The following is a 25,179-nucleotide window of genomic DNA, read 5'->3' as shown; positions in this document are numbered from 1 at the left end:
ATCAAGAGCCGGGACAAACCTCGATCAGGGGGGCGGACTGTAATGGATTAGCTAACAGTTGGCACCCTTCAGATCGTCAATGCTTACGACAATTCGATCCTTTACACCGACCACGTGCTGGGGCAACTGCTCGATCTGCTGAAGGCGCGCGAACAGCGTTTCGACACGGCCATGCTCTATGTGTCCGATCATGGCGAATCGCTGGGGGAGAAGGGCGTCTACCTGCACGGGCTGCCGTATGCCATGGCGCCGAGCGAGCAGACCCGGGTACCAATGGTGGCGTGGCTGTCGGAAGGTTTCGCCAGAAGCGGCGGGGCGAGCATGGAGTGCCTGCGCGGGCGGCGTGACAGCCCGCTGTCCCACGACAACCTGTTCCATTCAATGCTGGGCCTCATGGGCGTCAGCACCTCGGTCTATCGCGAGGAACTGGACCTGTTCAGGCCCTGCGGTGCAGGGCCCGGACAGGTTGCCGCCGCAGCGGCGAACGACGCGGTTAGAAGTGCACCTTGACCAGCAGGCTGGCGGTGTTCTGGTTGGTATCGAAGAACTTGCTGTCCTTGATGCCGTACTTGTCCGACCAGTAGTCGTACTCGATACCGACGTACAGTTGCTTCTCGCCGAAGTTCAGGGCCTTGCCCAGGTCGTACTTGATCTGCGGGTTGAAGTGCAGGTTGGCGTGGTAGGTGCCCTTGCTGTTCTCGTCGTTATCCACCACCCAGTCCATGAAACCGTCGATCAGGATGTCGGACTTGCCCACGGGAATGGTGTAGGCCCAGACCGGCGTGATCTGCCAGACGTTGTCGCCGGCACGGCTGCCTTCGGTGTGGCGGTTGTAGAAGTTCAGCTGGAAGTAGTCGAAGCCCGGCACGTCGAGGTCGAAGCCCGGACCGATCAGGTAGGCCTCGGTGTCGCCTTCGCCGAACTCGTAGGTCATGGCCAGCAGTACGTCCTTGACCGGGCCGAAGGACAGGTCCTGGCCGAGGATCTTGCCGAACGACAGGCGCGGGCTGAACTCGCCGTAGTAGGTGTTCGGGCCGTTGTTCGCGTCTTTTTGGCCGTTGTAGAAGATCTTGTCGATGAACAGGAAGTTGTCACCGTACTTCCAGGCATCGGCGTGCTCGAAGGTGAAGGTCTGCTGGATTTCCGGGTTGACGGCGAAATCCTTGCCGTACAGGTAGGTCAGGCTGTTGTTCTGCCACAACAGCAGGTCGTCGGCCATCGCGGAACTGGCGGCCAGCAGGCCCCCGGCGAGGATCAGGCGGTTGGTAAAGCGCATCGGGTAGCTCCCTTGATCGATTCTGTTAGCAACGCTCTTGAGTCGGCGTCGTCGGGTTGAGCGTGTTGTCTTTCGGGTCAGCTTTTTGCGATCGCCCACGGAAAAAGGGCAAGCGCTGGTCCCACCTTCCCGGAAGGGTGCAGCAATCCTGCTCGACGTCTTTCTGAACAGTTCACAACGGTTACGACTGTTGGCGCTTGCGCTGGCCAACCGCCCGTTTTCATTGACTGGACGGTCAGCAAACGCGGGCGGAATCCCTCCGCCCGGGTCGAGGGGGCGCGCAGATTACTGGCTTGCGCGCTGGCCCTCAAGTGCCCCTCTCCAGAAGCACCTGACGCAGATCAGGTTTTTTAGAAGTGCACTTTGATCAACGCACTGGTCACGCTCTGGTTGGTATCGAGCCGGTTGCTGTTCTCGATGCCGTATTTGTCTTTCCAGTAGCTGTATTCGATACCCACGTAGAGCTGCTTGGCCCCGAGTTTCAGGGCCTTGCCCAGGTCATACTTGACCTGCGGGTTGAACTGCAGGTTGGCGTGGTAGGTGCCGCGGCGCTTGGTCTCGTCGTTGTCCACCACCCAGTCCATGTAGCCATCGATCAGGATGTCGGACGAACCCACGGGGATGGTGTAGGAGAACGTCGGGGTGATCTGCCAGACGTTATCGCCGGCGCGGCTGCCTTCGGTGTGGCGGTTGTAGAAATTCAGGGTGAAGTAGTTGAAGCCGGGAATCGCCAGGTCGAAGCCGGGGCCGATCAGGTAGGCCTCGTTGTCGCCTTCGCCGGACTCGTAGCTCAGGGCCAGCAGCACGTCCTTGATCGGGCCCAGCTCGATCTTGCGGTCGAAGATCTTGCCGAAGGAGAAGCGCTCGGTGAACTCGCCGTAGTAGGTGCGGTAGCCTTTGCCGCGGTCGGCCTGGCCGTTGTAGAAGATCTTGTCGACGAACAGGAAGGTGTCGCCGTACTTCCACTTGTTGGCGTGTTCGAAGGTGATGGTCTGCTGGATCGCAGGGTTGACCTTGAAGTCCTTGCCGTACAAATAGCTGAGGCTGTTGGATTGCCACAGCAGAAGATCCCCCGCTACCGCTGGAAGGCTCGCCAGCAAACTGCTGCCCAGGAGAAGGGAAGTGGTGGTGCGTTTCATGTTGTGATTCCCGGCTAATTATTGTTGTTCGTTGCGCTTTCTTCGGCGCGAAGCGCCCCGACCGGCCCGCTCCCACGGGTCGGCGGTACTGCGTGTTGCTCGGGGAGTGCGGGGTGGCCGTGCGCCACCCCTAAAGCCTCAATGGTGCGCGGCGGCCTGGTTGTGCGAGGCGCGTTCGGCGCCGCCGAGGATGTTGAACAGCAGGTTCAGCACCAGCGCGCTGACCGTCGCCATGGCAATGCCGCTATGGGTGATGGGCTCCATCCATTGCGGCATCTGCGCGAAGAACTCCGGGCGAACCACCGGAATCAGGCCCATGCCGACGCTCACGGCTACCAGCAGCTGGTTGCGCCGGTCGCTGATATCGGCTTCCTGGAGAATCTTGATCCCGGTAGCGGCCACCATGCCGAACATGGCGATCGAGGCACCGCCCAGGACCGCCGGAGGAATCGAGGCGATCAGGAAGGCCGCTTTCGGCAGCAGACTCAGAAGGATCAGCAAGCCACCGGCCACCACCGTTACGTAACGGCAGCGCACGCCGGTCATCTGCACCAGGCCGATGTTCTGGGCGAACGAGGAGTGGGTGAAGGTGTTGAAGAATCCGGCGACGAACGACGCACCGGCGTCGCACATCAGGCCGCGACGCAGCATGCCCGGGGTCACTTCGCGGTCGGTGACCTTGCCCAGGGCGAGGAACATGCCGGTGGACTCGACGAAGATGATCACCACCACCAGGCACATGGACAGGATCGGCGCCAGGCTGAAGGTCGGCATGCCGAAGTGCAGTGGGGTCACCACTTGCAGCCAGGGCGCCTGGTCCAGGCCGGTGAGATCGACCATGCCGATGGAGCCGGCGAGGATGTAGCCCAGGCCCATGCCGATCAGCACCGACACATTGACCCAGAACCCACGCATGAAGCGGTTGACCAGCAGGATGGTGGCCAGCACCAGGCCGGCGACGGTCAGGTAGATCGGCGAGCCGAAGGTGGACGCCTCGACGCCGCCACCCGCCCAGTTCACCGCCACCGGGAACAGCGACAGGCCGATGGAGGTGATCACCGTACCGGTGACCAGCGGCGGGAAGAAACGCACGACCTTGGACATGAAGGGCGCGATCAGCATGCCGAAGAACCCGGCGGCGATGGTCGCGCCGAAGATCCCCTGCAAACCGACGCCGGGCATCCCGGCCATGGCCACCATGCTGCCCACGGCGGCGAAGCTGGCACCCATCATCACCGGCATGCGGATGCCGACAGCACCAATGCCGAACGACTGGACGATGGTGGCGACACCGGCGACCAGCAGATCGGCATTGATCAGGAAAGCGACTTCTTCTCGGGAGAGTCCGGCAGCCTGTCCGATGATCAGTGGCACCGCGATGGCGCCTCCGTACATCAGCAATACGTGCTGCAGACCCACGAGGATGAGTTGCAGCAGGGGCAGCGGCTGTCGTGGCGGCGCATCGGGGATGTACGCCTGGCGAGACTCGGACATGCAGCACCTCGAGTTTTGTTGTTATTTTTGGGTAAGCGGATTAAATGGTTGATCTTACCTTTGCATGAGAGTGAGACAGACCGGCATCTCATCGGATTATCTGGTTGATGCTTCACCTACTGCTGGTGCATGTTTCCTTCGCTAATTCCCAGCAAGAACCCCACACGCCTCAACTTCCCGGTCATCGTTGCAACTCGCTCTCAGTGAAACGAGTTGTTTCTCAAGCGCTTGCAGAGCGGTTATCTGCGACCGCACATGAGAGATGTGATCATCGAGCAAGGCGTTGACGGCGGTACAAGGCTGATGAGGGTCGTCCTCATAGCTCTGTAGTTCGTGAATCTCAGCCAGTGACAGGCCCAGGATTCTGCAGCGACGGATGAAGGCCAGCCCCTCACCATGCTTCTCGGTATAGACACGGTAACCGTTGTCCTGCCGATCAGGCGGCGGCAACAAGCCCTGCTGTTCATAGAAGCGGATCGTCTGTGTTTCGACCCCTACCAACTGCGCCAACTGACCAATGCGCATCAGCCTCCTCCCCAACGGATTCTTTACTCTATTGACCTTATAGTAGCTTTATAGTTTTAAATGGTACCACAACATTGTTCAAGTGGAGTCGTATCATGAGCAAATCCTGTGGTGGCGCCTGTGGCGGTGATGCAACGTCCGCAGCGGATACCGATATACAGGCCTCCTCCGAGGCGCCAGGGAGATGGGTCAGTGTTTATGCCGTGCCGAAGATGGACTGTCCATCAGAAGAACGAATGATTCGCCTAGCCCTGAACGGCTTTGAGGAGATTCGGGCGCTGTCCTTCGACTTGTCGAACCGCCGGCTGAAGGTCGTGCATGACGGCGAGGTCGAGCCCGTCACCTCGAAACTGAAGACCTTGGGGCTAGGCGCCTCGCTTCAGGAAACCGTCGCTGCAAATCCGGAGACCATCAAGGCCGCCGAGTTTTCGGCAGCTTCTGCTAAGCAAGAATCCGGGACCCTGCGCTGGTTGCTCGGCATCAATGCACTTCTGTTCGTGGTGGAAATGACTGCCGGTCTGATCGCCCGGTCCACCGGCCTGATTGGAGAATCCCTGGACAATTTTGCCGATGCGGCGGTGTACGGGCTTGCCCTTTATGCGGTTGGACATAGCGTGAAAATGCAGGTACGTGCCGCGCATCTTGCTGGTGTACTGCAACTGATCTTGGCTGTGGGCGTGCTCGTAGAGGTGGTGAGACGCTTTGTATTCGGTAGTGAGCCTGAATCGCTGGTGATGATGGCTATCGCATTCGTCGCATTGATTGCCAATACCAGTTGTCTGCTGCTCATATCCAAACATCGGGAAGGCGGGGCGCACATGAAGGCAAGCTGGATATTCTCGGCCAACGACGTGGTGATCAACCTGGGGGTCATCACCGCCGGCGCCCTGGTCGCGTGGACCGGTTCCAATTATCCGGATCTGATTATCGGCACCATCGCGGGGGGCATTGTACTTAACGGTGCCAGACGCATTTTGGCGTTGAAGGGTTAAATAATGCTCATTATTGGCAAAAAGCTCTCGCCGTATGCCCTATTGTCCATATCGGGCCTGCTGGCAGCGTCTGATCAGGCTGTAAAGTGGCTGGTGCAGCAATCAATGGCCTATGGCGAGTATGTTTCGGTGACCCCGTTCTTTAACTGGGTGCACCTATGGAACACCGGTGCCGCATTCAGTCTTTTTGCGAATGGTGGAGGCTGGCAGCGCTACTTTTTTATCGGAATCGCGGTAGTGGTCTCGATTTTTCTGATCAAGCTGATCCTTGAAAATCGTCATAAAGGAGAAGCCATCGCTTACAGTCTTATCCTCGGTGGCGCCATGGGCAACCTGATTGACCGGGTCTTTCGCGGCTATGTTGTGGATTCCTTTGATTTCTATTGGCGAGACTGGCATTGGCCGGCCTTCAACCTGGCTGATATTGCAATTGTCCTCGGTGCCTTACTTTTCGTTTCCAGCAGCTTGTTGGGTAAAAAAGCAAACACCAATGCCGAGTCGGATGGATCTGACTGACACCTACGCCTATACAACACCATGACCGAACTTCCCGACAACATCCTTCACCTGCCGCAATACCAAGTACTGGGCTGCAAATCAACCGACGACGAAATGCACTTCCAGGTGGACGTGCCCGATCCCATCGCCTGCGAGGAATGCGGCGTGCAGGGTGAGTTCGTACGGTTCGGCAAGCGTGACGTTCCCTATCGTGATCTGCCCATCCACGGCAAGCGGGTCACTCTCTGGGTGGTCCGCCGCCGATACACCTGCCGGGCCTGCAAGACAACATTCAGGCCCCAGCTACCGGAGATGGTGGACGGATTCCGTATGACACTGCGGCTGCATGAGTACGTGGAGAAGGAATCCTTCAACCACCCCTACACCTTTGTGGCGGCACAGACCGGCCTGGACGAGAAGACGGTGCGCGACATCTTCAACGCCCGCGCCGAGTTCCTGGGGCGCTGGCACCGCTTCGAGACGCCCCGCATCCTGGGCATTGACGAGCTATACCTGAACAAGCGCTACCGCTGCATTCTGACCAACATTGAGGAGCGAACCCTGCTCGACCTGCTGGCCACCCGCCGCCAGGACGTGGTGACCAACTACCTGATGAAGCTGAAAGACCGGCAGAAGGTCGAGATCGTCAGCATGGACATGTGGAACCCCTACCGGGCAGCGGTCAAGGCTGTGCTGCCCCAGGCCCGTATCGTGGTCGATAAGTTCCATGTGGTGCGCATGGCCAACGATGCCCTAGAGAGAGTGCGCAAGGGCCTCAGAAAGGAGCTGAAACCGTCCCAGAGCCGGACTCTCAAGGGAGACCGGAAAATCCTGCTGAAACGCGCTCACGAAGTCTCAGACCGGGAGCGCCTCATCATGGAGACCTGGACAGGCGCGTTCCCGCAACTGCTGGCCGCCTACGAGCACAAGGAGCGCTTCTACGGCATCTGGGACGCCACCACACGGCTCCAGGCAGAAGCCGCCCTGGACGAGTGGATAGCCACCATCCCGAAGGGCCAAAAGGAAGTCTGGAGCGATCTGGTCAGGGCAGTGGGAAACTGGCGCGAAGAGACCATGACCTACTTCGAGACGGACATGCCCGTCACCAACGCTTACACGGAGTCCATCAACCGACTGGCCAAGGACAAGAACCGTGAAGGGCGCGGTTACTCCTTCGAGGTGATGCGGGCACGAATGCTCTACACCACGAAGCACAAGAAGAAGGCACCGACTGCGAAGGTCTCTCCTTTCTACAAGAAAACCATCGGTTACGGACTGCCGGACTTCGCAGAGGAACTCAACTACGGAGTCGATCTATCAACCATCTGAGGGTGGTATCAGATTGATGGGGTGAAGGTGCCCCATCAACCATTAAATCCGTATACCCTTATTTTTTTGAGCCGCAGCGCCCGGGCGGCAGGCCTTTCGGCCCGTGGTTCCCGTCCGGGGCGCCGCGTGAAGCTTGCAGCGGTGTTACGCGTGTTGCGGGGCGGATCAGTTGACCTTGGCGCCGTTGGCGATCCAGTCACCGACCAGCTTGCGTTCTTCGGCAGTCATCTGGGTGATGTTGCCCAGCGGCATGATCTGGCTGGCGACGGCCTGGGCCTGGATACGCGGGGCCATGGCCTGGATCTGTTGCGGGGTGTCGAGCATCACGCCGGCAGGTGCGGCGCTGAACAGCGGGCTGGTCGGCTTGGCCGAGTGGCACACGGTGCAGCGTTCCTGGATGACGTTATGGATCTTGTCGAAACCGGCACCGCCCGCAGCGGCGGTGGCTTGCGCAGGGGCTTCGGCCGGGGCGGCTGGTGCGGCCGGTTCGGCGGGCTTGGCCTGTGCGGCTTGCCAGGCGGCGGCCTTTTCTTCCTCGGCACGCTCGGCGGCGGTTTTGCCACCCAGTGCGGTTTCCGGCAGCGGCTGGTATTCGATCTTCGCCGCAGCTTGCTCCGGTGCAGTGCTCGGTACCCGTGCAGGACCGGTGACATAGGCCAGGCAGATCATCGCCAGTGCGCCGGCAGGCAGGGCCCAGGCGTACTTGTTGCTGTCGTGGCGGGTGTTGAAGTAGTGACGGATCAGCACCGCCGCGACCGCGATACCGGCCAGGATCGCCCAGTTGTACTTGCTGCCGTAGGTGCTCGGGAAGTGGTTGCTGATCATGATGAACAGCACCGGCAGGGTGAAGTAGTTGTTGTGCCGCGAGCGCAGCAGGCCCTTGGCCGGCAGCACCGGATCCGGGGTCTGGTTGGCTTCGATCGCCGCTACCAGCTGGCGCTGGGCCGGCATGATGATGCGGAACACGTTACCGACCATGATGGTGCCGATGATGGCGCCGGTGTGCAGGTACGCACCACGACCGCTGAACACCTGGCTGAAGCCGTAGCAGGCGGCGATGATCAGTACGAACAGGACCAGGCCGAGCAGGGCGGGTTGCTTGCCCAGTGGCGAGTCGCAGAGGAAGTCGTAGATGAACCAGGCGGCGATCAGCGAGCCGACACCGATGGCCACGCCTTCGAAGCCGGTCAGGGTGCTGCCCGGAGCCAGCAGGTAAAGGGTCGGCTGCCAGTAGAACACCAGGCACAGCAGGGCGATGCCGGACATCCAGGTGAAGTAGGCTTCCCATTTGAACCAGTGCAGGTTCTCCGGCATTTTCGGCGGTGCCAGCTTGTACTTCTCCAGGTGGTAGATACCGCCACCGTGGATCGCCCAAAGGTCACCCGACAGTCCGTCCCGCGGGTTGGCGCGGTTCAGGTTGTTTTCCAGCCAGACGAAGTAGAACGACGCGCCGATCCAGGCCACGCCAGTGATCATGTGAACCCAGCGCACGCTCAGGTTCAGCCATTCCAACAGATGTGCTTCCACAGTCTTGTACCTCTTGCCGGCCACCGAAATACGGTGTTCGGCCTTCTCTTATTGGTGGGGATTGAGGATCAGTTGCTCATCCTCGGTAAAGAAATGCTCGTCGCAGTTGTTGCCGGAACCACTGCGATCAACCACCAGGAAGTCATCCCGCTTTTCGATCGTCAGCACCGGGTGGTGCCAGACGCCGCGATGGTAATTGACGCCCTGCCTGCCATTGCTGACGAAGGCACGGACGTGACCTGATACAGGTGCATCGCCAAGTGGCGCGACCACGATCAGAAAGGGGTTGCCGAGCAGCGGAATGAAGGCCTGGCTGCCCAGCGGATGGCGTTCCAGCATGCGTACGGTCAGCGGCATGTCCAGCGCGTCGGCGCGGAAGATGCTGATGATCGCCTTGTCTTCCGGCTGGGCGGTTTCCACCGTGGCCAGCTTGTGGAAGCGCATGGTCGAGCCGTTGTTGATCATGAAGTGGTCGCTGCCGTCGGTTTCGATCACGTCACCGAAGGGGGCGAAGGCTTCTTTGGTCAGGGGCTCGATCACTAGAGTACGCATGCTTTTATTCTCTGAATTCTGTGTTGTATGTCGTCAGGCGCTGCGGTGCAGTTCTTACAGTTGCAGCAGGCGGAACAGGGCGATCAGGTTGATCTGCGCCAGGGCTTCCTTGAATTCGGTATCGGCATCGTTATGGATGCGGGTCTCGAAGGAGGCGAGGATCTGGTGCCGGTTGCTGCCTTTCACCGCCATGATGAACGGGAACTTGAATTTGGCCTTGTAGGCGTCGTTGAGCTCGGTGAAGCGGGCGAACTCTTCGGCGGTGCACTGGTGGATGCCGGCGCCGGCCTGCTCGTTGGTGCTCGACTCGGTCAGCTCGCCCTGGATCGCGGCCTTGCCGGCGAGGTCCGGGTGAGCGTTGATCAGCGCCAGCTGGGCGGCGTGATCGGCGCTGAGAAGGATGTCGCTCATGCGCTGGTGCAGGTTCTCGATCTGGTCCAGCTCCTGGAGCTGGCCGAGGTCGTAGGCTTTCTCCGCCACCCAGGGCGAATGCTCGTAGATGTCGGCGAACGCCTTGATGAACGCGGCACGGTCCAGGGTCGAGGGAGTCAGGGTCTTGAAAGCGGTCATTGCGAAATCTCGGCGTTGAAAGGGTGGGTGGCGTGCCAGTGGCGGGCGATGTCCACGCGACGGGCAAACCAGACCTGGTCGTGGCTCTTGGCGTAGTCGATGAAGCGCTTGAGCGAGGCCAGGCGCGCCGGACGGCCGACCAGGCGGCAGTGCAGGCCGATGGAGAGCATCTTCGGCGCGGTTGCGCCTTCTTCGTAGAGCACGTCGAAGGCGTCCTTCAGGTACTGGAAGAATTGCTCGCCGCAGTTGAAACCCTGGACCTGGGTGAAGCGCATGTCGTTGGTGTCCAGGGTATAGGGGATCACCAGGTGCGGCTTGCCGGTCGGGTTGTTCGGCTCCCAGTAGGGCAGGTCGTCGTCGTAGGTATCGCTGTCGTAGAGGAAACCCCCTTCCTCCATCACCAGGCGCCGGGTGTTCGGGCCGGTGCGGCCGGTGTACCAGCCCAGCGGACGCTCGCCGGTCAGTTCGGTGAGGATTCGGATGGCTTCGAGCATGTGCTCGCGCTCCTGGGCCTCGTCCATGTACTGGTAGTCGATCCAGCGGTAACCGTGGCTGCAGATCTCGTGGCCGGCCTCGACCATGGCGCGGATCACGTCCGGATGGCGCTGGGCGGCCATGGCCACGGCGAAGATGGTCAGCGGCACGCCGCTGTCCTTGAACAGCTTGAGCAGGCGCCACACGCCGGCGCGGCTACCGTATTCGTAGAGCGACTCCATGCTCATGTTGCGCACGCCCTGCAGCGGCTGGGCGGCGACCATCTCGGAGAGGAAGGCTTCGGATTCCTTGTCGCCGTGGAGGACGTTGCGCTCGCCACCTTCTTCGTAATTGAGCACGAAAGACAACGCGACGCGCGCATTCCCCGGCCAGTGCGGATGAGGAGGGGTATTGCCATAACCGATCAGGTCGCGAGGATAATCAGCGCTCACTGCAGTCTTCCTTCTTGTACGTGAAAACGGAGGGTGGTGGCATGCGCAGGTTTGCGGTGGGCCACGACGATGGAATGATTGTATACAACTTTATTTACGATTTGTAAGCCTGTTTTTTCCCATTTCTTCGTCGCACCCTGCTCTATATGCCTAGCAAGAAACCTGCCTGATTGGTCAGCTAATGACGCTGGCGTCTTTATCGGGCGTGGCCTGGCGAATAATGGAGGGTTCCCGGGGGCGTGTAGCGCTGAATCGTAAAATTGCCAGAAAAATTGTGTACAATTTTTCGATAAAATGTCTTAATGCTTCCACCGCCGCCTGCCACTGTGTTTCCCTCTGGTGCAGGCGGGTATTTTTTGCCCATAGAGTGAACACGAGGCGATCAAGCAATGGGACGTTTGACCACGCATGTACTGGATGCCGCACATGGCTGCCCTGGCAGCTCGATCAAGGTCGAGCTGTACCGCGTCGAAGGCCAGCAACTGGAGCTGGTGACCACCGCGCTGACCAACAGCGACGGCCGTGTCGACGCGCCGCTGCTGCAGGGCGATGACTACCGCAGTGGCGTCTACCAACTGCAGTTCAGCGCCGGCGACTACTACCGCGCCCGTGGCGTGCAACTGCCCGAGCCGGCGTTCCTCGATGTGGTGGTGCTGCGGTTCGGCATCAACGACAAGCAGGATCATTACCACGTACCGCTGCTGATCTCGCCCTACAGTTACTCGACCTATCGCGGAAGCTAGTTGGTCGCTAGAAGAATCTTCGTAGGTCCTTGGCCCGCTCACACTGGCGGGCTTTTTTTCGTCTGCTGTTTTTGTGGTGTTCTTCTGGGCCTCATCGCTGGCAAGCCAGCTCCCACAGGGTCTGTATTGCCCTGTGGGAGCTGGCTTGCCAGCGATGAGGCCCGGGAGAGCACCCACAAAAAAGCCCCACCCGAAGGTGAGGCTCTCTGCCCTGCATCCAACCCTTACAGGAAGATGAACTTGGCAATGAAGATCGCGCACAGCACCCACAGGCTGGCCGAGATCTCCTTGTGCTTGCCGGTGAAGGCCTTGAGCACCACATAGGTAATGAAGCCCAGGGCAATGCCGTCGGCCACCGAGAAGGTCAGCGGCATCATGATCACGGTGACGATCGCCGGAATGCTGTCGGTGGCTTCATCCCATTCGATATGGGCCATGCTGCCCATCATCAGCATCGCCACGTAGATCAGCGCACCGGCGGTGGCATAGGCCGGGATCATGCCGGCCAGCGGGGCGAAGAACATCGCCGCGATGAACAGCACGCCCACCACCACCGCTGTCAGCCCGGTACGCCCGCCGGCAGCGACGCCCGCGGCACTTTCCACGTAACTGGTCACCGGCGGCACGCCGACCACGGCGCCGAACACGCTGGAGGCGCTGTCTGCCTTCAACGCCCGCGACAGGTTTTCGATGCGCCCGTCGGCGTTCACCAGGTTGGCGCGCTGGGCCACACCCATCAGGGTGCCGGCGGTGTCGAACATATGCACGAAGAGGAAGGCCAGGACCACGGCGATCATGCTGACGTTGAACACCCCGGCCACATCCATGGCCATCCAGGTCGGCGCCAGGCTTGGCGGCAGCGAGAACACCCCGCCGTACTCCACCAGACCCAGGCCCCAGCCGGCCAGGGTCACGGTGATGATGCTGATGAGGATCGCGCCGAACACCCGGTGATAGCTGAGCACCGCGATCATCAGGAAGCACAGCGCCGCCAGCAGCGGGCCGGGCTCGTTGAGGTGGCCGAGCTTGATCAGGGTGGCCGGGCTATCGACCACGATGCCCGCGGTCTTGAGGCCGATCAGTCCGAGAAACAATCCGACGCCGGCGCCCATGGCGTGGCGAAGGCTGACCGGGATGCTGTTGAGCAGCCACTCGCGCACGCGGGACAGGGTGAGGAACATGAACAGCACCCCGGACACGAACACCGCGCCCAGCGCGGCCTCCCAGGTGTAGCCCATGGTCCCGACCACGGTGTAGGTGAAGAAGGCGTTGAGCCCCATGCCCGGCGCCAGGCCCACCGGCCAGTTGGCGTACAGCCCCATCAGCAGGCAGCCGAGGGCGGCGGCGATGCAGGTGGCGACGAACGCCGCACCGTGATCGATGCCGGCATCGGCCATGATGTTGGGGTTGACGAAGATGATGTAGGCCATGGTGATGAAGGTTGTCAGGCCCGCGATCATCTCGGTCTTGACGGTGCTGCCGTGTTGCTTGAGTTTGAAAATCCGTTCCAGCCAGCTCGTTTCGAGCGGTGGAGCAAGATCCAGCGTAGGGGCGTCGGATTTGCGGCTTTCCACAGCGAGTACTCCTCAAGTCTTTCTTGTTTTTCAGAGCTGGTCCTGCACGTTGACTGGGGGCTCTGCGAGGGAAGGTGTCGGCGACTCCGGATCCTGAGTTGACTCCTGGGTCAGGAAGTTGCCCGGTGGATTATGCTTTTGTATACAAAGAATGCAAATACTGTTTTATTGGATGTGCGCAGTTTGTTTGTCACAAGGGCTATAACGAATGATGGCACCTGCGGAAATGCCAATTGCTGTGTACAATGCGGCAATACCTTATGCCGTCATTTTTCTACCCAGGACTTGCCATCGCCCCACTGGCTGGTATTACAGTCGAGGCCCGATAGGTGAATCTTCGTGCGCGAGTGCCCATGAACGAACAGTTACAACCCCTCAAGAAAGCCCCGCGGGCCGGCAAGACCGGCGGTCGCAGCGGCACCCAGGACGATATTGTCTACGCGCATATCTTCGAAGCCATTCTCGAACAGCGATTGGCCCCGGGTACCAAGTTGAGTGAGGAAGCACTGGGCGAGATCTTCGGCGTCAGCCGCACCATCATCCGCCGCGCCCTGTCGCGCCTGGCCCATGAAAGCGTGGTGCTGCTGCGGCCCAACCGCGGTGCGGTGGTGGCCAGCCCCACCGTCGAGGAAGCGCGCCAGGTGTTCTTCTCCCGGCGCATGGTGGAGCGGGCGATCACCGAGCTGGCGGTGCAGCACGCCACGGCCGAACAACTGAATGAACTGCGCGAGATGGTACGCGAGGAGCGCGACAGCTTCTCCCGTGGCGACCGTGGCGCCGGTATCCGTCTCTCCGGCGAATTCCACCTCAAGCTCGCCGAGGCGGCCGGCAATGCGCCGCTGATCAGCTTCCAGCGCAGCCTGGTGTCGCAGACCTCGCTGATCATCGCCCAGTACGAAAGCGGCAACCGCTCGCACTGTTCCTATGACGAGCACATGCAACTGATCGACGCCATCGAGGCCCGCGACGCGGCCAAGGCAGTGGACCTGATGATGCACCACATGGACCACATCGACAGCAAGCTGAACCTGGACGAGGAAAGCGCTTCGGATGATCTGCATGCGGTGTTCTCGCATTTGTTGCAGAGCAAGAAGCGTGGTGGGGCAGTGTCAGCCAAGGGCTGAAAACTGCACAGATGCGAAAAGGGGCTCATGATGAGCCCCTTTTTTATGGGCAATGAGTAACCCTGTGGGAGCTGGCTTGCCAGCGATTGCTGTAGTGAATCCACTATAGCTATCGCTGGCAAGCCAGCTCCCACAGGTTCAGCGTTCAGCCTCGCTGATGGACGCAAACACCCGCCGCAAAGGTCTGGCTGATGGTGCGGTCATCGCCCAGTGTGGTCAGCACGAACAGCGTCTCCTCGATGCTGTTCGACTGCTGCAGGCGGTAATCCAGCAGCGGCGTGGCCTTGTAGTCCAGCACCACGAAGTCGGCATCGTTGCCGGCCTTCAGGCTGCCAATCCGGTCATCCAGGCTCAGCGCCCGCGCGCCACCCAGGGTTGCCAGGTACAGCGACTTGAACGGATGCAACCGAGCCCCTTGCAACTGCATCACTTTGTACGCCTCGTTCAGCGTATTGAGCAGCGAGAAGCTGGTGCCGGCACCCACGTCGGTACCCAGCCCGACCTTGACCTTGAACTGCTCCGCCTGTGGCAGGTTGAACAGGCCGCTGCCGAGGAACAGGTTCGATGTCGGGCAGAACGCCACGGCCGAGCCGGTCTCGGCCAGGCGCTGGCATTCGGCATCGCACAGGTGCACGCCGTGGGCGAACACCGAGCGCTCGCCGAGCAGCTTGAAGTGGTCGTACACATCCAGGTAGCCACTGCGCTCGGGGAACAGCGACTTCACCCAGTCGATTTCCTTGAGGTTTTCGCTCAGGTGGGTGTGCATGTACAGGCCGTCGTATTCGCCCAGCAGTTGCCCGGCCAGTTGCAGCTGTTCCGGGGTGCTGGTCGGGGCGAAGCGCGGGGTGACCGCGTAGTGCAGGCGGCCCTTGCCGTGCCAGCGTTCGATCAGCGCCTTGCTCTCGGCATAGCCGGATTCGGCGGTGTCGGTCAGGTAGTCGGGGCATTGCGGTCCATCATCACCTTGCCGGCGATCATGCGCAGGTCGAGGCGTTCGGCCTCTTCGAAGAAGGCGTTCACCGACTCCGGGTGCACGCTGCCGAACACCAGGGCGGTGGTGGTGCCGTTGCGCAGCAGTTCCTCGATGAAGATCCTGGCCACCTTGTCGGCATGGGCCTTGTCGGCGAACTGCTTCTCGCAGGGGAAGGTGTAGGTGTTCAGCCAGTCCAGCAGTTGTTCGCCGTAGGAGCCGATCATGCCGGTCTGCGGGAAGTGGATATGGGTGTCAATGAAGCCAGGGGTGATCAGCTTGTCCTGGTAATGCACCACTTCGATATCGGCGGGCAGGGTCGGCAGCAGGTCGCCGGCATGGCCGACACGGCTGATCTTGCCGTTTTCCACCACCAGCAGGCCGTCCTCGAAATACTCGAAGGAGGCCTCGATGCCGACTTCCGCAGGGTCGGCGATGCTGTGCAGGATGGCGGAACGGTAGGCTTTGCGGGTTGCGCTCATAACGGTCTCGTCAAATGGCTTGGCTGCGCCGTGAGGGCGGCAGCAATTGAGCAATGGGTTCGGCGTTGGCGGCCGGGTTGTGCTGGCCAAAACTGGCGTTGTAGGTGGCGATGATCTCGGCGGCGATGGACACGGCGATCTCGATCGGCAGCTTGCCCTTGACCTCGGCCAGGCCCATCGGGCAACGCATGCGCTGCAGGCGCTGGGCATCGAAGCCGCGGTCGCGCAGGCGGTGTTCGAATTTGGCGCGCTTGGTCTTCGAGCCGATCAGGCCGAACCAGGTGAAGTCGTTGCGCTTGAGGATGGCGGCGGTGAGTTCCAGATCGAGCTGATGGTTGTGGGTCATGACGATGCAGTAGCTGCCCGGGGGCAGTTCATCGACCTCGTCGACCGGCTCGTCGGCGACGATCTTGCTGACCCCGGCGGGCAGGGTCGCGGGGAATTCCTGCTCGCGCGAATCGATCCAGCGCACCCGGCAGGGCAGGGCGGCGAGCAAGGGTACCAGAGCGCGGCCGACATGGCCTGCGCCGAACACGGCGATCTGCGCCTGCACCGCGCCCATGGGTTCGAACAGCAGCACGGTGGCGCCGCCACAGCACTGGCCGAGGCTGGCACCCAGGCTGAAGCGTTCGAGGTGGGGCGCTTCGCGGCCTTCGGCGAGCATCTGGCGGGCGATGTGCATGGCCTTGAACTCCAGATGGCCGCCGCCGATGGTGTCGTACAACTGGAAGGCGCTGACCACCATTTTCGAACCGGCGTTGCGCGGGGTGGAGCCGCGCTCCTCGATGATGGTCACCAGGACACAGGGCTCGCCCTGGGCCTGCAACTCGGCGAGGGCGTTGATCCATTGGTGCATGATTGATGTCCTCTCCAGGAATCTTGTGGTGCTTCTACTGGCCTCATCGCTGGCAAGCCAGCTCCCACAGGTACTGCACCGCAGTCAGGGCAGTGGTGAACCTGTGGGAGCTGGCTTGCCAGCGATAGGGCCAGCAGCCTTCCATAAACAGGCCAGCCTGTTATTCGGTGACCGCCTCGACCTCGACCGAAGCCTGTCGCTGCGCCACCTTCTTGCGCATCTGCTCACAACCCCACAACACCCGTTCCGGCGTCGCCGGGGCGTCGATATTCGGTTGTTCGCGATAATCGGCCAGGCTCGCCACCGCATCCTTGATCGCGCACCACGCGGCGATTCCCAGCATGAACGGCGGCTCGCCCACGGCCTTGGAGTGGAACACCGTGTCCTCGGGGTTCTTGCGGTTCTCCACCAGCTTCACCCGCAGGTCGATCGGCATGTCCGCCACCGCCGGGATCTTGTAGCTGGCCGGGCCGTTGGTCATCAGCTTGCCCTTGGCGTTCCACACCAGTTCCTCGGTGGTCAGCCAGCCCATGCCCTGGACGAAGCCGCCCTCGACCTGACCGATATCGATGGCCGGGTTCAGCGAGGCGCCGACGTCATGCAGGATGTCGGTGCGCAGCATCTTGTACTCGCCGGTCAGGGTATCGACGATCACTTCGCAGCACGCCGCGCCGAAGGCGAAGTAGTAGAACGGCCGGCCACGTGCCTGGTTGCGGTCGTAGAAGATCTTCGGCGTGCGGTAGAAGCCGGTGCTGGACAGCGACACCTGGGCGAAGTACGCCTGCTGGATCAGCGCTTCGAAGGTAATGATCTCGTCGCGCACTCGTACATGGTTGTTGCGGAACTCGACGTCTTCCTCGGTAACCTTGAAGTGCCGTGCGGCGAATTCCACCAGGCGCTTCTTGATGATCTCGGCCGCGTTCTGCGCCGCCTTGCCGTTCAGGTCGGCACCGCTGGAGGCGGCGGTCGGCGAGGTGTTGGGCACCTTGTCGGTGTTGGTCGCGGTGATCTGGATGCGCTCGATGTCAACCTGGAACACCTGGGCCACCACCTGCGCCACCTTGGTGTTCAGGCCCTGGCCCATCTCGGTGCCGCCATGGTTCAGGTGGATGCTGCCGTCGGTGTAGATATGGATCAGCGCACCGGCCTGGTTGAGGAAGCTGGCGGTGAAGGAAATGCCGAATTTCACCGGGGTCAGCGCCAGGCCTTTCTTGAGGATCGGGCTGTTGGCGTTGAAGCGGCGGATCGACTCGCGGCGCTCGGCGTAGTCGGCGCTGGCCTCCAGCTCGGCGGTCATCTCTTCGAGCAGGTTGTGCTCGACGGTCTGGTAGTAGTGGGTGACGTTGCGCTCGGTCTTGCCGTAGTAGTTGGCCTTGCGCACCGCCAGCGGGTCGAGCGCCAGGTGCCGGGCAATGCGGTCCATCACTTCCTCGATGGCGACCATCCCCTGCGGCCCGCCGAAGCCGCGGTAGGCGGTGTTCGACGCGGTGTTGGTCTTGCAGCGATGGCCGTGCACCGTGGCATCGCCCAGGTAGTAGGCGTTGTCGGAGTGGAACATTGCGCGGTCGACGATCGAGCCCGACAGGTCGGGCGAGTAACCGCAGTTGCCGGCCAGGTCGAAATTGATCCCGTGCAGGCGGCCGTCGTCGTCGAAGCCCACGTCGTACTCGACATAGAACGGGTGGCGCTTGCCGGTCATGGTCATGTCCTCGACCCGCGGCAGGCGCATCTTGGTCGGCTGGCCGGTCAGGCGAGCGATCACCGCGCACAGGCAGGCCGGGCTGGCCGCCTGGGTTTCCTTGCCGCCGAAGCCGCCGCCCATGCGGCGCATGTCGAGGACGATCTTGTTCATCGGCACGTCCAGTACCTCGGCCACCAGCTTCTGCACTTCGGTGGGGTTCTGGGTGGAGCAGTAGACGATCATCCCGCCATCTTCGGTGGGCATCACCGAGGACACCTGGGTTTCCAGGTAGAAGTGTTCCTGGCCGCCGATGTGCAGGGTGCCCTGCAGGCGGTGCGGGGCGCTGGCCAGGGCGCTGGCCGAGTCGCCGCGCTGGTGGGTATGGCTATCGAGCACGAAGTGCTTCTTGCGCAGGGCCTCGACCACGTCGAGCACCGGCTCCAGGTCCTCGTACTCGATGATTGCCGCCATTGCCGCACGGCGCGCGGTGTCGAGGTCGCCTGCGGCCACGGCGATCACCGGCTGGCCGAAGAACTCCACCTTGTCGATGGCCAGCAGCGGGTCGCCGGCCACCACCGGGCCGATGTCCTTGAGGCCGGGGATGTCCTCGTGGGTGATGGCGATGCGCACGCCCTCGAAGGCGTAGCACGGGCTGGTATCGATCTTCAGGATGCGCGCATGGGCGCGGTCCGCGGTGCGGGCATACACATGCAACTGGTTGGGGAATTCCAGGCGGTCATCGATATACACCGCTTCACCGGACACCTGCTTGTCGGCGCTGTCGTGCTTGACGCTGCGACCGACCCCGGTGGTCAGGTCCTGGCTGAACAGTTCGGCCAGTTCGGCCTGGCTCTTGGCCACGTGATGATGGTTAGACATAAGCGGTCACCCGGGTCTCGATGTGCGGTGTTTGCAGTTCGATGAAGTACTTGCGCAGCAGGTTCTGCGCGCCCAGCAGGCGGTATTCCTTGCTGGCGCGGAAGTCCGAGAGCGGGGTGAAGTCTTCGCCCAGGGCCTGGCAGGCCTTCTCCAGGGTGGCCTGGTTGAACGGCTTGTCGGTCAGCGCCGCCTCGCAGGCGCGGGCGCGTTTCGGGATCGCCGCCATGCCGCCGAAGGCCACCCGGGCCTGCTCGATCACGCCATTCTCGATGCGCAGGTTGAAGGCCGCGCACACCGCCGAGATATCGTCGTCCAGGCGCTTGGACACCTTGTAGGCGCGGAACGCCCAGTGGCTGCGCGCCTTGGGCACGATGATGCGCTCGATGAACTCGCTGTCCTGGCGCGCGGTGATGCGGTAGTCGATGAAATAGTCTTCCAGCTTCAGGGTGCGGGTGCTCTCGCCCTTGCGCAGCACCAACTGCGCGCCGAGGGCGATCAGCAAGGGTGGCGAGTCGCCGATTGCCGAAGCGTTGCCGATATTGCCGCCCAGGGTGCCCTGGTTGCGGATCTGCAGCGAGGCGAAGCGGTGCAGCAGTTCGCCGAAGTCCGGGTACTCGGCGCTGAGGGCGTCGTAGCAGTCGGTCAGCGGGGTGGCGGCGCCGATCTCGATGCGGTCGTCGAAGTGCTCGATGCGCTTGAGTTCGGCGACGTTACCCACATAGATCATCACCGGCAGGGTCTTGTGGAACTGGGTCACTTCCAGCGCCAGGTCGGTACCGCCGGCCAGCAGCCGGGCTTCCGGGTGCGAGCCGTAGAGGTCGGCCAGATCGGCTACGGTCAGCGGCACCAGGCAGCGCTTGTCGCCGCTGTTCAGTTCGCCGGTTTCGCTCGGGGCGATGGCTTTCAGGCGCTCGATGGTCTGCGCCTGGGCGGCATCGAACTGGTCGGGCTTGGCCTGGCAGCAGGATTGCTCGGCGGCGGCGAGGATAGGGCGGTAGCCGGTGCAGCGGCAGAGGTTGCCGGCCAGGGCTTCCTGGGCCTTGTGCAGGTCCGGCGCGTCGCTGTTCTTCTGCAGGGCGAACAGCGACATGACGAAGCCCGGGGTGCAGAAACCGCATTGCGAACCATGGCAATCGGCCAGGGCCTGTTGCACGCTGTGCAGCTTGCCCTGGTGCTTGAGGCCCTCGACGCTGATCAACTGCTTGCCGTGCAGAGACGAAACGAAGGTCAGGCAGGAGTTCAGGCTGCGGTAACGCAGGCTTTCCTTGCCCTGGGCATCGGTGTCGAGCTCGGCCACCACCACCGAGCAGGCACCACAGTCACCGCTGGCGCAGCCCTCCTTGGTGCCGGTTTTGCCCAGGTGCACGCGCAGGTAGTCGAGCACCGTCATGTTGGGATCCAGGGCATGCTCACTGCGCAATTCCTGGTTCAAGAGAAACTGGATCACGGAAGGGCCTCACAAGCGAATTTATTGTTGTTGAGCGGACTGAGGCGGAATGTATTCAGCCTTGACTTTCCGGTCAATGATTTTCTGACTTAAGGGTCAGGAAATTTTCCACGCCCGGTCATCCGCAGCACTTTTCCCTGTCTTCAATTAAGCACCGATCACGTAGAAAAACGCTGAGATGGATGAGTGAACGTTTGCAAGCAGCATGCCCGATCCTCGACTAGCCTTGACGGAATTCTTCGCGGGGAGTCGGGCGTACGCTGAGGAATGCCCTCGGACCCATGAAAAGTCGTACGCCAGGCACGAAAAGCTCGTGCAGGTTGACGGCGTCTTACATGCTGGCAAAGGGCATTTGCGGTACACTTCCGGGTTTTTAGCCGTTCAACGATTGCGAAGGACAACCATGACGTTCAAGGCGCCGGACAGCCTCTCCGAGCAAATTGCCCACTACCTGGCCGAGCGGATCATCCGGGGCGAACTCAAGCCTGCCGAACGCATCCAGGAACAGAAGGTCACCCAGGCGCTGAATGTCAGCCGCGGCTCGGTGCGCGAAGCGCTGCTGATCCTCGAACGCCGTCACCTGGTGACCATCCTGCCGCGCCGTGGCGCCCACGTGACCGAACTCAACGAGCACAACCTGCGCAGCCTCTGCGCGCTGATGGGCGAGCTGTACATCCTGCTGGGCAACTCGGTCGCCACCGGGCACCAGAGCCAGGCCGACCTGGCGCCGTTCCTCGGCATCCAGCAACGGCTCACCGAGGCCTGCGCGCGCAAGGACATCCAGACCTTCGTCGAGGAAAGCTTCGCGGTTATGCGCGCCGCCTACCCCTTCGCCAACAACCCCTACCTGCAGGAGACCGTCGAGAACCTGCAGCCGGCCATGAGCCGTGCCTATTACCTGGCGCTGGACCGACGCAAGGCGCAGATGAACGACTTCCTCGTGCTCTTCGCCCAGTTGCTGCAGGCCGTGGTCGCCCGTGACCTGGCCAAGGTCCGTGAGGTGTTGAGTACCTACTGCAGCCGCAGCTGCGAGCTGGTGCTCTCGGCCCTGGTGGCCGACTGACCATGCGCCTCAAGTGCATCCGCCTGGCGGGCTTCAAGTCGTTCGTCGACCCGACCACGGTCAACTTCCCCAGCAACATGGCCGCCGTGGTCGGGCCCAACGGCTGCGGCAAGTCCAACATCATCGACGCGGTGCGTTGGGTGATGGGCGAAAGCTCGGCGAAGAACCTGCGCGGCGAATCGATGACCGACGTCATCTTCAATGGCTCCACCAGCCGCAAGCCGGTGAGCCAGGCGAGCATCGAGCTGGTCTTCGACAACAGCGACAACACCCTGGTGGGTGAATACGCCGCCTATGCCGAGATCTCGATCCGCCGCAAGGTGACCCGCGACGGGCAGAACACCTATTACCTCAACGGCACCAAGTGCCGGCGCCGGGACATCACCGACATCTTCCTCGGCACCGGCCTGGGGCCGCGCAGCTACTCGATCATCGAGCAGGGCATGATCTCCAAGCTGATCGAGGCCAAGCCGGAAGAGCTGCGCAACTTCATCGAGGAAGCAGCGGGCATCTCCAAGTACAAGGAGCGCCGCCGCGAAACCGAGAACCGCATCCGCCGCACCCAGGAAAACCTCGAGCGCCTGACCGACCTGCGCGAAGAGCTGGAGCGCCAGTTGGAGCGCCTGCATCGCCAAGCCCAGGCAGCTGAGAAATACACCGAATACAAGGCGGAGGAACGCCAGCTCAAGGCGCAGCTGGCGGCCCTGCGCTGGCGTGCGCTGGACGAGCAGGTACGCCAGCGCGAAAGCGTGATCGGCGACCAGGAAGTGTCCTTCGAGGCGCTGGTGGCGGACCAGCGCAACGCAGACGCGAGCATCGAAAGGCTGCGTGACGGGCACCATGAGCTGTCCGAGCGCTTCAATCTGGTGCAGGGGCGCTTCTATTCGGTAGGCGGCGATATCGCGCGCATCGAGCAAAGCATCCAGCACGGCCAGCAGCGCCTGCGCCAGTTGCAGGACGACCTCAAGGAAGCCGAGCGCTCGCGCCAGGAAACCGAATCCCACCTCGGCCACGACCGCACCTTGCTGGCGACCCTCGGCGAAGAGCTGGAAATGCTCGAGCCGGAACAGGAAATGTCCCTGGCCGCCGCCGAGGAAGCTGCCGCGACCCTCGAGGAAGCGGAAACCACCATGCACGGCTGGCAGGAACAGTGGGACGCCTTCAACGCCCGCTCCGCCGAGCCACGGCGCCAGGCCGAGGTGCAGCAGTCGCGGATCCAGCAACTGGAGCACAGCATCGAACGGCTGTCGGAGCGCCAGCGCAAGCTGGGCGAGGAGCGCGATCAGCTCAGCGCCGACCCGGAAGACGCGGCCATTCTCGAACTGGCCGAACAGGTCGCCGACAGCGAGCTGGCGCTGGAAGACCTGCAACTGGAAGAACAACAGGCCGCGGAGCGTCTCGACACGCTGCGCGAGCAACTGCAACAGGCGACCCAGGCCCAGCAGCAGGCCCAGGGCGAATTGCAGCGCCTCGGTGGCCGGCTGGCTTCGCTGGAGGCATTGCAGCAGGCAGCACTGGAGCCGGGCAAAGGCGCCGCCGAATGGCTGCGTGAGCAGGGGCTGGAACAGCGTCCGCGCCTGGCCGAGGGCCTGCGCGTGGAAAGCGGTTGGGAGCTGGCGGTGGAAACCGTGCTCGGCGCTGATCTGCAAGCGGTGCTGGTGGAAGGTTTCGACACCCTGGCCTTCGACGGCTTCGACCAGGGCGAACTGCGCCTGCTCGACGCCCAGGCCGGTGCGACCCGCCTGCCCGGCAGCCTGCTGGACAAGGTCGAAGGCGCGGTGGACCTGGCGCCATGGCTGGGCCGGGTACGCCCGGTGGAAACCCTGGACCAGGCCCTGGCCCAGCGCGGGCAACTGGGCGAGGGCGAAAGCCTGGTCAGCCGTGACGGCTACTGGGTGGGGCGGCACTTCCTGCGGGTCAGCCGGGCCAGCGATGCCCAAGGCGGTGTGCTTGCCCGTGGCCAGGAACTGGAGCGCCTGGGGCTGGAGCAAGAGGAGCAGGAGGCGCGCCTGGCCCAGCTTGACGAGCAGCTCGGGGAACTGCGCGAGCAGCAGCGTCACCTGGAAGACAGCCGCGAACAGCTGCGTCGTCGTGCCCAGGAAGAAGCCCGCCAGCAAGGTGAATTGAAAGCGAAGTTGTCCGCCGGCAAGGCCCGCGCCGAACAGCTCAACCTGCGTCGCCAGCGTCTTGAAGATGAACTGGCCGAGGCCGCTGGACAGCGCGCGATCGAACAGGAGCAACTGGGTGAGTCGCGCCTGATCCTGCAGGAATCCCTGGAGCTCATGGCCCAGGACACCGAGCAGCGCGAGCTGCTGCTGGCCCAGCGCGACGGCCTGCGCGAGCACCTCGACCGCGTTCGCCAGGAAGCCCGCCAACACAAGGACCACGCCCACCAGCTGGCCGTGCGCCTCGGCTCCCTGCGGGCCCAGCATGATTCCACGCGCCAGGCCCTGGAACGCCTGGAGCTGCAATCCGAACGCCTCACCGAAAAGCGCGAACAGCTCAGCCTCAACCTGGAGGAGGGCGAGGCGCCGCTGGAAGAGCTGCGCCTGAAGCTGGAGGAGCTGCTGGAAAAACGCATGAGCGTCGACGAGGAAATGCGTCAGGCGCGGCTGCACATGGACGACGCCGACCGCCAGCTGCGCGACGCCGAAAAACGCCGCAGCCAGGCCGAGCAGCAGTCGCAGCTTCTGCGCGGCCAGCTCGAACAGCACCGCCTGGAATGGCAGGGCCTCAGCGTGCGGCGCAAGACCCTGCAAGAACAACTGCACGCCGACGGCTACGACCTCGACGGCGTGATCGCCACCCTGACCCCGGAGGCCAGCGAGCTGGAGGCCGAAGCCGAACTCGAGCGCCTCGACGGCCGCATCCAGCGCCTTGGCGCGATCAACCTCGCGGCCATCGAGGAATACCAGCAGCAATCCGAGCGCAAACGCTACCTCGATGCCCAGGACGCCGACCTGGTGGAAGCCCTGGACACCCTCGAGAACGTCATCCGCAAGATCGACAAGGAAACCCGCAACCGCTTCAAGGATACCTTCGATCAGATAAATGCCGGATTGCAGGCACTTTTCCCGAAAGTTTTCGGTGGCGGCAGCGCTTACTTGGAACTGACGGGCGAAGATTTACTCGATACAGGGGTAACGATCATGGCGCGGCCGCCAGGCAAGAAGAACAGCACCATTCATTTGCTCTCCGGCGGTGAAAAAGCGCTGACCGCCCTGGCCCTGGTATTTGCCATTTTCAAATTGAACCCGGCACCGTTCTGCATGCTCGATGAAGTCGATGCGCCGCTGGACGATGCCAACGTCGGCCGCTATGCGCGGCTGGTCAAAGAGATGAGCCAGACCGTCCAGTTCATCTATATCACCCACAACAAGATCGCCATGGAGATGGCCGATCAACTGATGGGGGTGACCATGCATGAACCCGGCTGTTCGCGGCTGGTGGCGGTGGATGTGGAGGAGGCGATGGCCATGGTCGACGCCTGAAACGGGAGTTTATGCACGATCTTTGGGCAAATGCGCCGGTC

19 protein-coding genes and 2 pseudogenes are annotated in these 25,179 nt (G+C 62.3%); 8 read left to right on the top strand and 13 right to left on the bottom strand.

Annotation, left to right across the window (positions count from 1 at the left end):
* Nucleotides 1-72 precede the first annotated feature (72 nt).
* Nucleotides 73-510 carry a sulfatase-like hydrolase/transferase gene (locus CSV86_RS15680; protein ID WP_170395074.1) on the top strand — a complete coding sequence of 146 codons (438 nt, stop codon included), beginning with the start codon at nucleotides 73-75 and terminating at the stop codon, nucleotides 508-510.
* Here the strand turns inward: CSV86_RS15680 and CSV86_RS15675 are convergent.
* The 4 genes and pseudogenes from CSV86_RS15675 to cadR form a co-directional block, all read right to left on the bottom strand.
* The gene (locus tag CSV86_RS15675; protein WP_009396142.1) at nucleotides 494-1,276 is read right to left on the bottom strand and encodes an outer membrane protein OmpK; all 783 of its coding nucleotides are present in this window, start codon (nucleotides 1,274-1,276) and stop codon (nucleotides 494-496) included. The genes CSV86_RS15680 and CSV86_RS15675 overlap by 17 nt on opposite strands.
* A 350-nt stretch (nucleotides 1,277-1,626) precedes the next feature.
* Nucleotides 1,627-2,415, bottom strand: coding sequence for an outer membrane protein OmpK (locus CSV86_RS15670; protein ID WP_009396144.1), 789 nt, complete (start codon nucleotides 2,413-2,415; stop codon nucleotides 1,627-1,629).
* A 138-nt stretch (nucleotides 2,416-2,553) separates the two neighbouring features.
* On the bottom strand, nucleotides 2,554-3,909 hold the full coding sequence (locus CSV86_RS15665) for a nucleobase:cation symporter-2 family protein (protein WP_009396146.1): 1,356 nt from the start codon (nucleotides 3,907-3,909) through the stop codon (nucleotides 2,554-2,556).
* A 116-nt stretch (nucleotides 3,910-4,025) separates the two neighbouring features.
* Nucleotides 4,026-4,434, bottom strand: a pseudogene (gene cadR / locus CSV86_RS15660) (Cd(II)/Pb(II)-responsive transcriptional regulator).
* 95 nt (nucleotides 4,435-4,529) lie between these two features.
* Here cadR and CSV86_RS15655 point away from each other — a divergent pair.
* Genes CSV86_RS15655 through CSV86_RS15645 form a run of 3 tightly spaced genes read left to right on the top strand, consistent with a single transcriptional unit; the run spans nucleotide 4,530 to nucleotide 7,253 of the window.
* Entirely contained in the window at nucleotides 4,530-5,426 is an 897-nt protein-coding gene (locus CSV86_RS15655; RefSeq protein ID WP_004364974.1) for a cation efflux transmembrane domain-containing protein, read from the top strand.
* Between the two features lie 3 nt (nucleotides 5,427-5,429).
* A complete protein-coding gene (lspA, locus tag CSV86_RS15650) occupies nucleotides 5,430-5,942 on the top strand; it encodes a signal peptidase II (RefSeq protein WP_003821921.1) in 513 nt (170 codons plus the stop codon).
* 21 nt (nucleotides 5,943-5,963) lie between these two features.
* A complete protein-coding gene (locus CSV86_RS15645) occupies nucleotides 5,964-7,253 on the top strand; it encodes an ISL3-like element ISPpu12 family transposase (protein ID WP_004574636.1) in 1,290 nt (429 codons plus the stop codon).
* 165 nt (nucleotides 7,254-7,418) lie between these two features.
* On the opposite strand, the gene CSV86_RS15640 is transcribed toward CSV86_RS15645, so the two are convergent.
* From CSV86_RS15640 to puuE, 4 genes are read right to left on the bottom strand one after another with little or no spacing between them, the layout of a single operon-like run.
* Nucleotides 7,419-8,780, bottom strand: a complete 1,362-nt coding sequence (locus tag CSV86_RS15640; protein WP_009396148.1) for a urate hydroxylase PuuD — start codon at nucleotides 8,778-8,780, stop codon at nucleotides 7,419-7,421.
* Between the two features lie 48 nt (nucleotides 8,781-8,828).
* Entirely contained in the window at nucleotides 8,829-9,332 is a 504-nt protein-coding gene (locus CSV86_RS15635) for an ureidoglycolate lyase (RefSeq protein WP_009396150.1), read from the bottom strand.
* A 54-nt stretch (nucleotides 9,333-9,386) separates the two neighbouring features.
* Entirely contained in the window at nucleotides 9,387-9,902 is a 516-nt protein-coding gene (gene uraD, locus CSV86_RS15630; RefSeq protein WP_009396152.1) for a 2-oxo-4-hydroxy-4-carboxy-5-ureidoimidazoline decarboxylase, read from the bottom strand.
* Entirely contained in the window at nucleotides 9,899-10,828 is a 930-nt protein-coding gene (puuE, locus tag CSV86_RS15625; protein ID WP_009396154.1) for an allantoinase PuuE, read from the bottom strand. Before puuE ends, uraD begins: the two co-directional genes overlap by 4 nt.
* Nucleotides 10,829-11,217: 389 nt before the next feature.
* Between puuE and uraH the strand changes: the two genes are divergently transcribed.
* Nucleotides 11,218-11,571 (top strand): hydroxyisourate hydrolase, encoded by a 354-nt coding sequence (gene uraH / locus CSV86_RS15620; protein ID WP_009396156.1) that lies wholly within the window; start codon nucleotides 11,218-11,220, stop codon nucleotides 11,569-11,571.
* Nucleotides 11,572-11,795: 224 nt separating this feature from the next.
* On the opposite strand, the gene CSV86_RS15615 is transcribed toward uraH, so the two are convergent.
* Complete coding sequence (locus CSV86_RS15615; RefSeq protein WP_240160561.1) at nucleotides 11,796-13,031, bottom strand: NCS2 family permease; 1,236 nt, start codon at nucleotides 13,029-13,031, stop codon at nucleotides 11,796-11,798.
* A gap of 467 nt (nucleotides 13,032-13,498) precedes the next feature.
* Between CSV86_RS15615 and CSV86_RS15610 the strand changes: the two genes are divergently transcribed.
* Entirely contained in the window at nucleotides 13,499-14,269 is a 771-nt protein-coding gene (locus tag CSV86_RS15610; RefSeq protein WP_009396159.1) for a GntR family transcriptional regulator, read from the top strand.
* A 145-nt stretch (nucleotides 14,270-14,414) separates the two neighbouring features.
* Here the strand turns inward: CSV86_RS15610 and guaD are convergent.
* From guaD to xdhA, 4 genes and pseudogenes are all read right to left on the bottom strand, one after another.
* Nucleotides 14,415-15,721, bottom strand: a pseudogene (gene guaD / locus CSV86_RS15605) (guanine deaminase).
* Nucleotides 15,722-15,731: 10 nt separating this feature from the next.
* Nucleotides 15,732-16,577: a xanthine dehydrogenase accessory protein XdhC gene (gene xdhC / locus CSV86_RS15600; protein ID WP_009396161.1), complete on the bottom strand. Its 846-nt coding sequence runs from the start codon at nucleotides 16,575-16,577 to the stop codon at nucleotides 15,732-15,734.
* A gap of 160 nt (nucleotides 16,578-16,737) precedes the next feature.
* The gene (xdhB, locus tag CSV86_RS15595; RefSeq protein WP_037059195.1) at nucleotides 16,738-19,137 is read right to left on the bottom strand and encodes a xanthine dehydrogenase molybdopterin binding subunit; all 2,400 of its coding nucleotides are present in this window, start codon (nucleotides 19,135-19,137) and stop codon (nucleotides 16,738-16,740) included.
* Nucleotides 19,130-20,584, bottom strand: coding sequence for a xanthine dehydrogenase small subunit (gene xdhA, locus CSV86_RS15590; protein ID WP_009396165.1), 1,455 nt, complete (start codon nucleotides 20,582-20,584; stop codon nucleotides 19,130-19,132). Before xdhA ends, xdhB begins: the two co-directional genes overlap by 8 nt.
* Nucleotides 20,585-20,987: 403 nt before the next feature.
* Here xdhA and CSV86_RS15585 point away from each other — a divergent pair, with 403 nt between their 5' ends.
* Together CSV86_RS15585 and smc are read left to right on the top strand one after the other, a co-directional pair.
* Complete coding sequence (locus CSV86_RS15585; RefSeq protein WP_009396167.1) at nucleotides 20,988-21,647, top strand: GntR family transcriptional regulator; 660 nt, start codon at nucleotides 20,988-20,990, stop codon at nucleotides 21,645-21,647.
* Between the two features lie 2 nt (nucleotides 21,648-21,649).
* The gene (gene smc, locus CSV86_RS15580) at nucleotides 21,650-25,138 is read left to right on the top strand and encodes a chromosome segregation protein SMC (protein ID WP_009396168.1); all 3,489 of its coding nucleotides are present in this window, start codon (nucleotides 21,650-21,652) and stop codon (nucleotides 25,136-25,138) included.
* Nucleotides 25,139-25,179: the final 41 nt, after the last annotated feature.

Source organism: Pseudomonas bharatica CSV86, assembly GCF_000319305.2.
Classification (GTDB): domain Bacteria; phylum Pseudomonadota; class Gammaproteobacteria; order Pseudomonadales; family Pseudomonadaceae; genus Aquipseudomonas; species Aquipseudomonas bharatica.
Note: the sequence above shows the minus strand (reverse complement) of the source record. Positions and strands in the feature narration are given on the sequence as shown.

Coding starts and splice junctions, on each gene's coding strand:
- CSV86_RS15670 (WP_009396144.1), bottom strand. CDS start 2,415: ATGAAACGCACCACCACTTCCCTTCTCCTGGGCAGCAGTTTGCTGGCG.
- CSV86_RS15655 (WP_004364974.1), top strand. CDS start 4,530: ATGAGCAAATCCTGTGGTGGCGCCTGTGGCGGTGATGCAACGTCCGCA.
- smc (WP_009396168.1), top strand. CDS start 21,650: ATGCGCCTCAAGTGCATCCGCCTGGCGGGCTTCAAGTCGTTCGTCGAC.
- CSV86_RS15610 (WP_009396159.1), top strand. CDS start 13,499: ATGAACGAACAGTTACAACCCCTCAAGAAAGCCCCGCGGGCCGGCAAG.
- uraD (WP_009396152.1), bottom strand. CDS start 9,902: ATGACCGCTTTCAAGACCCTGACTCCCTCGACCCTGGACCGTGCCGCG.
- lspA (WP_003821921.1), top strand. CDS start 5,430: ATGCTCATTATTGGCAAAAAGCTCTCGCCGTATGCCCTATTGTCCATA.
- CSV86_RS15675 (WP_009396142.1), bottom strand. CDS start 1,276: ATGCGCTTTACCAACCGCCTGATCCTCGCCGGGGGCCTGCTGGCCGCC.
- CSV86_RS15615 (WP_240160561.1), bottom strand. CDS start 13,031: ATGATCGCGGGCCTGACAACCTTCATCACCATGGCCTACATCATCTTC.
- xdhB (WP_037059195.1), bottom strand. CDS start 19,137: ATGTCTAACCATCATCACGTGGCCAAGAGCCAGGCCGAACTGGCCGAA.
- CSV86_RS15585 (WP_009396167.1), top strand. CDS start 20,988: ATGACGTTCAAGGCGCCGGACAGCCTCTCCGAGCAAATTGCCCACTAC.
- CSV86_RS15635 (WP_009396150.1), bottom strand. CDS start 9,332: ATGCGTACTCTAGTGATCGAGCCCCTGACCAAAGAAGCCTTCGCCCCC.
- CSV86_RS15665 (WP_009396146.1), bottom strand. CDS start 3,909: ATGTCCGAGTCTCGCCAGGCGTACATCCCCGATGCGCCGCCACGACAG.
- xdhC (WP_009396161.1), bottom strand. CDS start 16,577: ATGCACCAATGGATCAACGCCCTCGCCGAGTTGCAGGCCCAGGGCGAG.
- CSV86_RS15645 (WP_004574636.1), top strand. CDS start 5,964: ATGACCGAACTTCCCGACAACATCCTTCACCTGCCGCAATACCAAGTA.
- uraH (WP_009396156.1), top strand. CDS start 11,218: ATGGGACGTTTGACCACGCATGTACTGGATGCCGCACATGGCTGCCCT.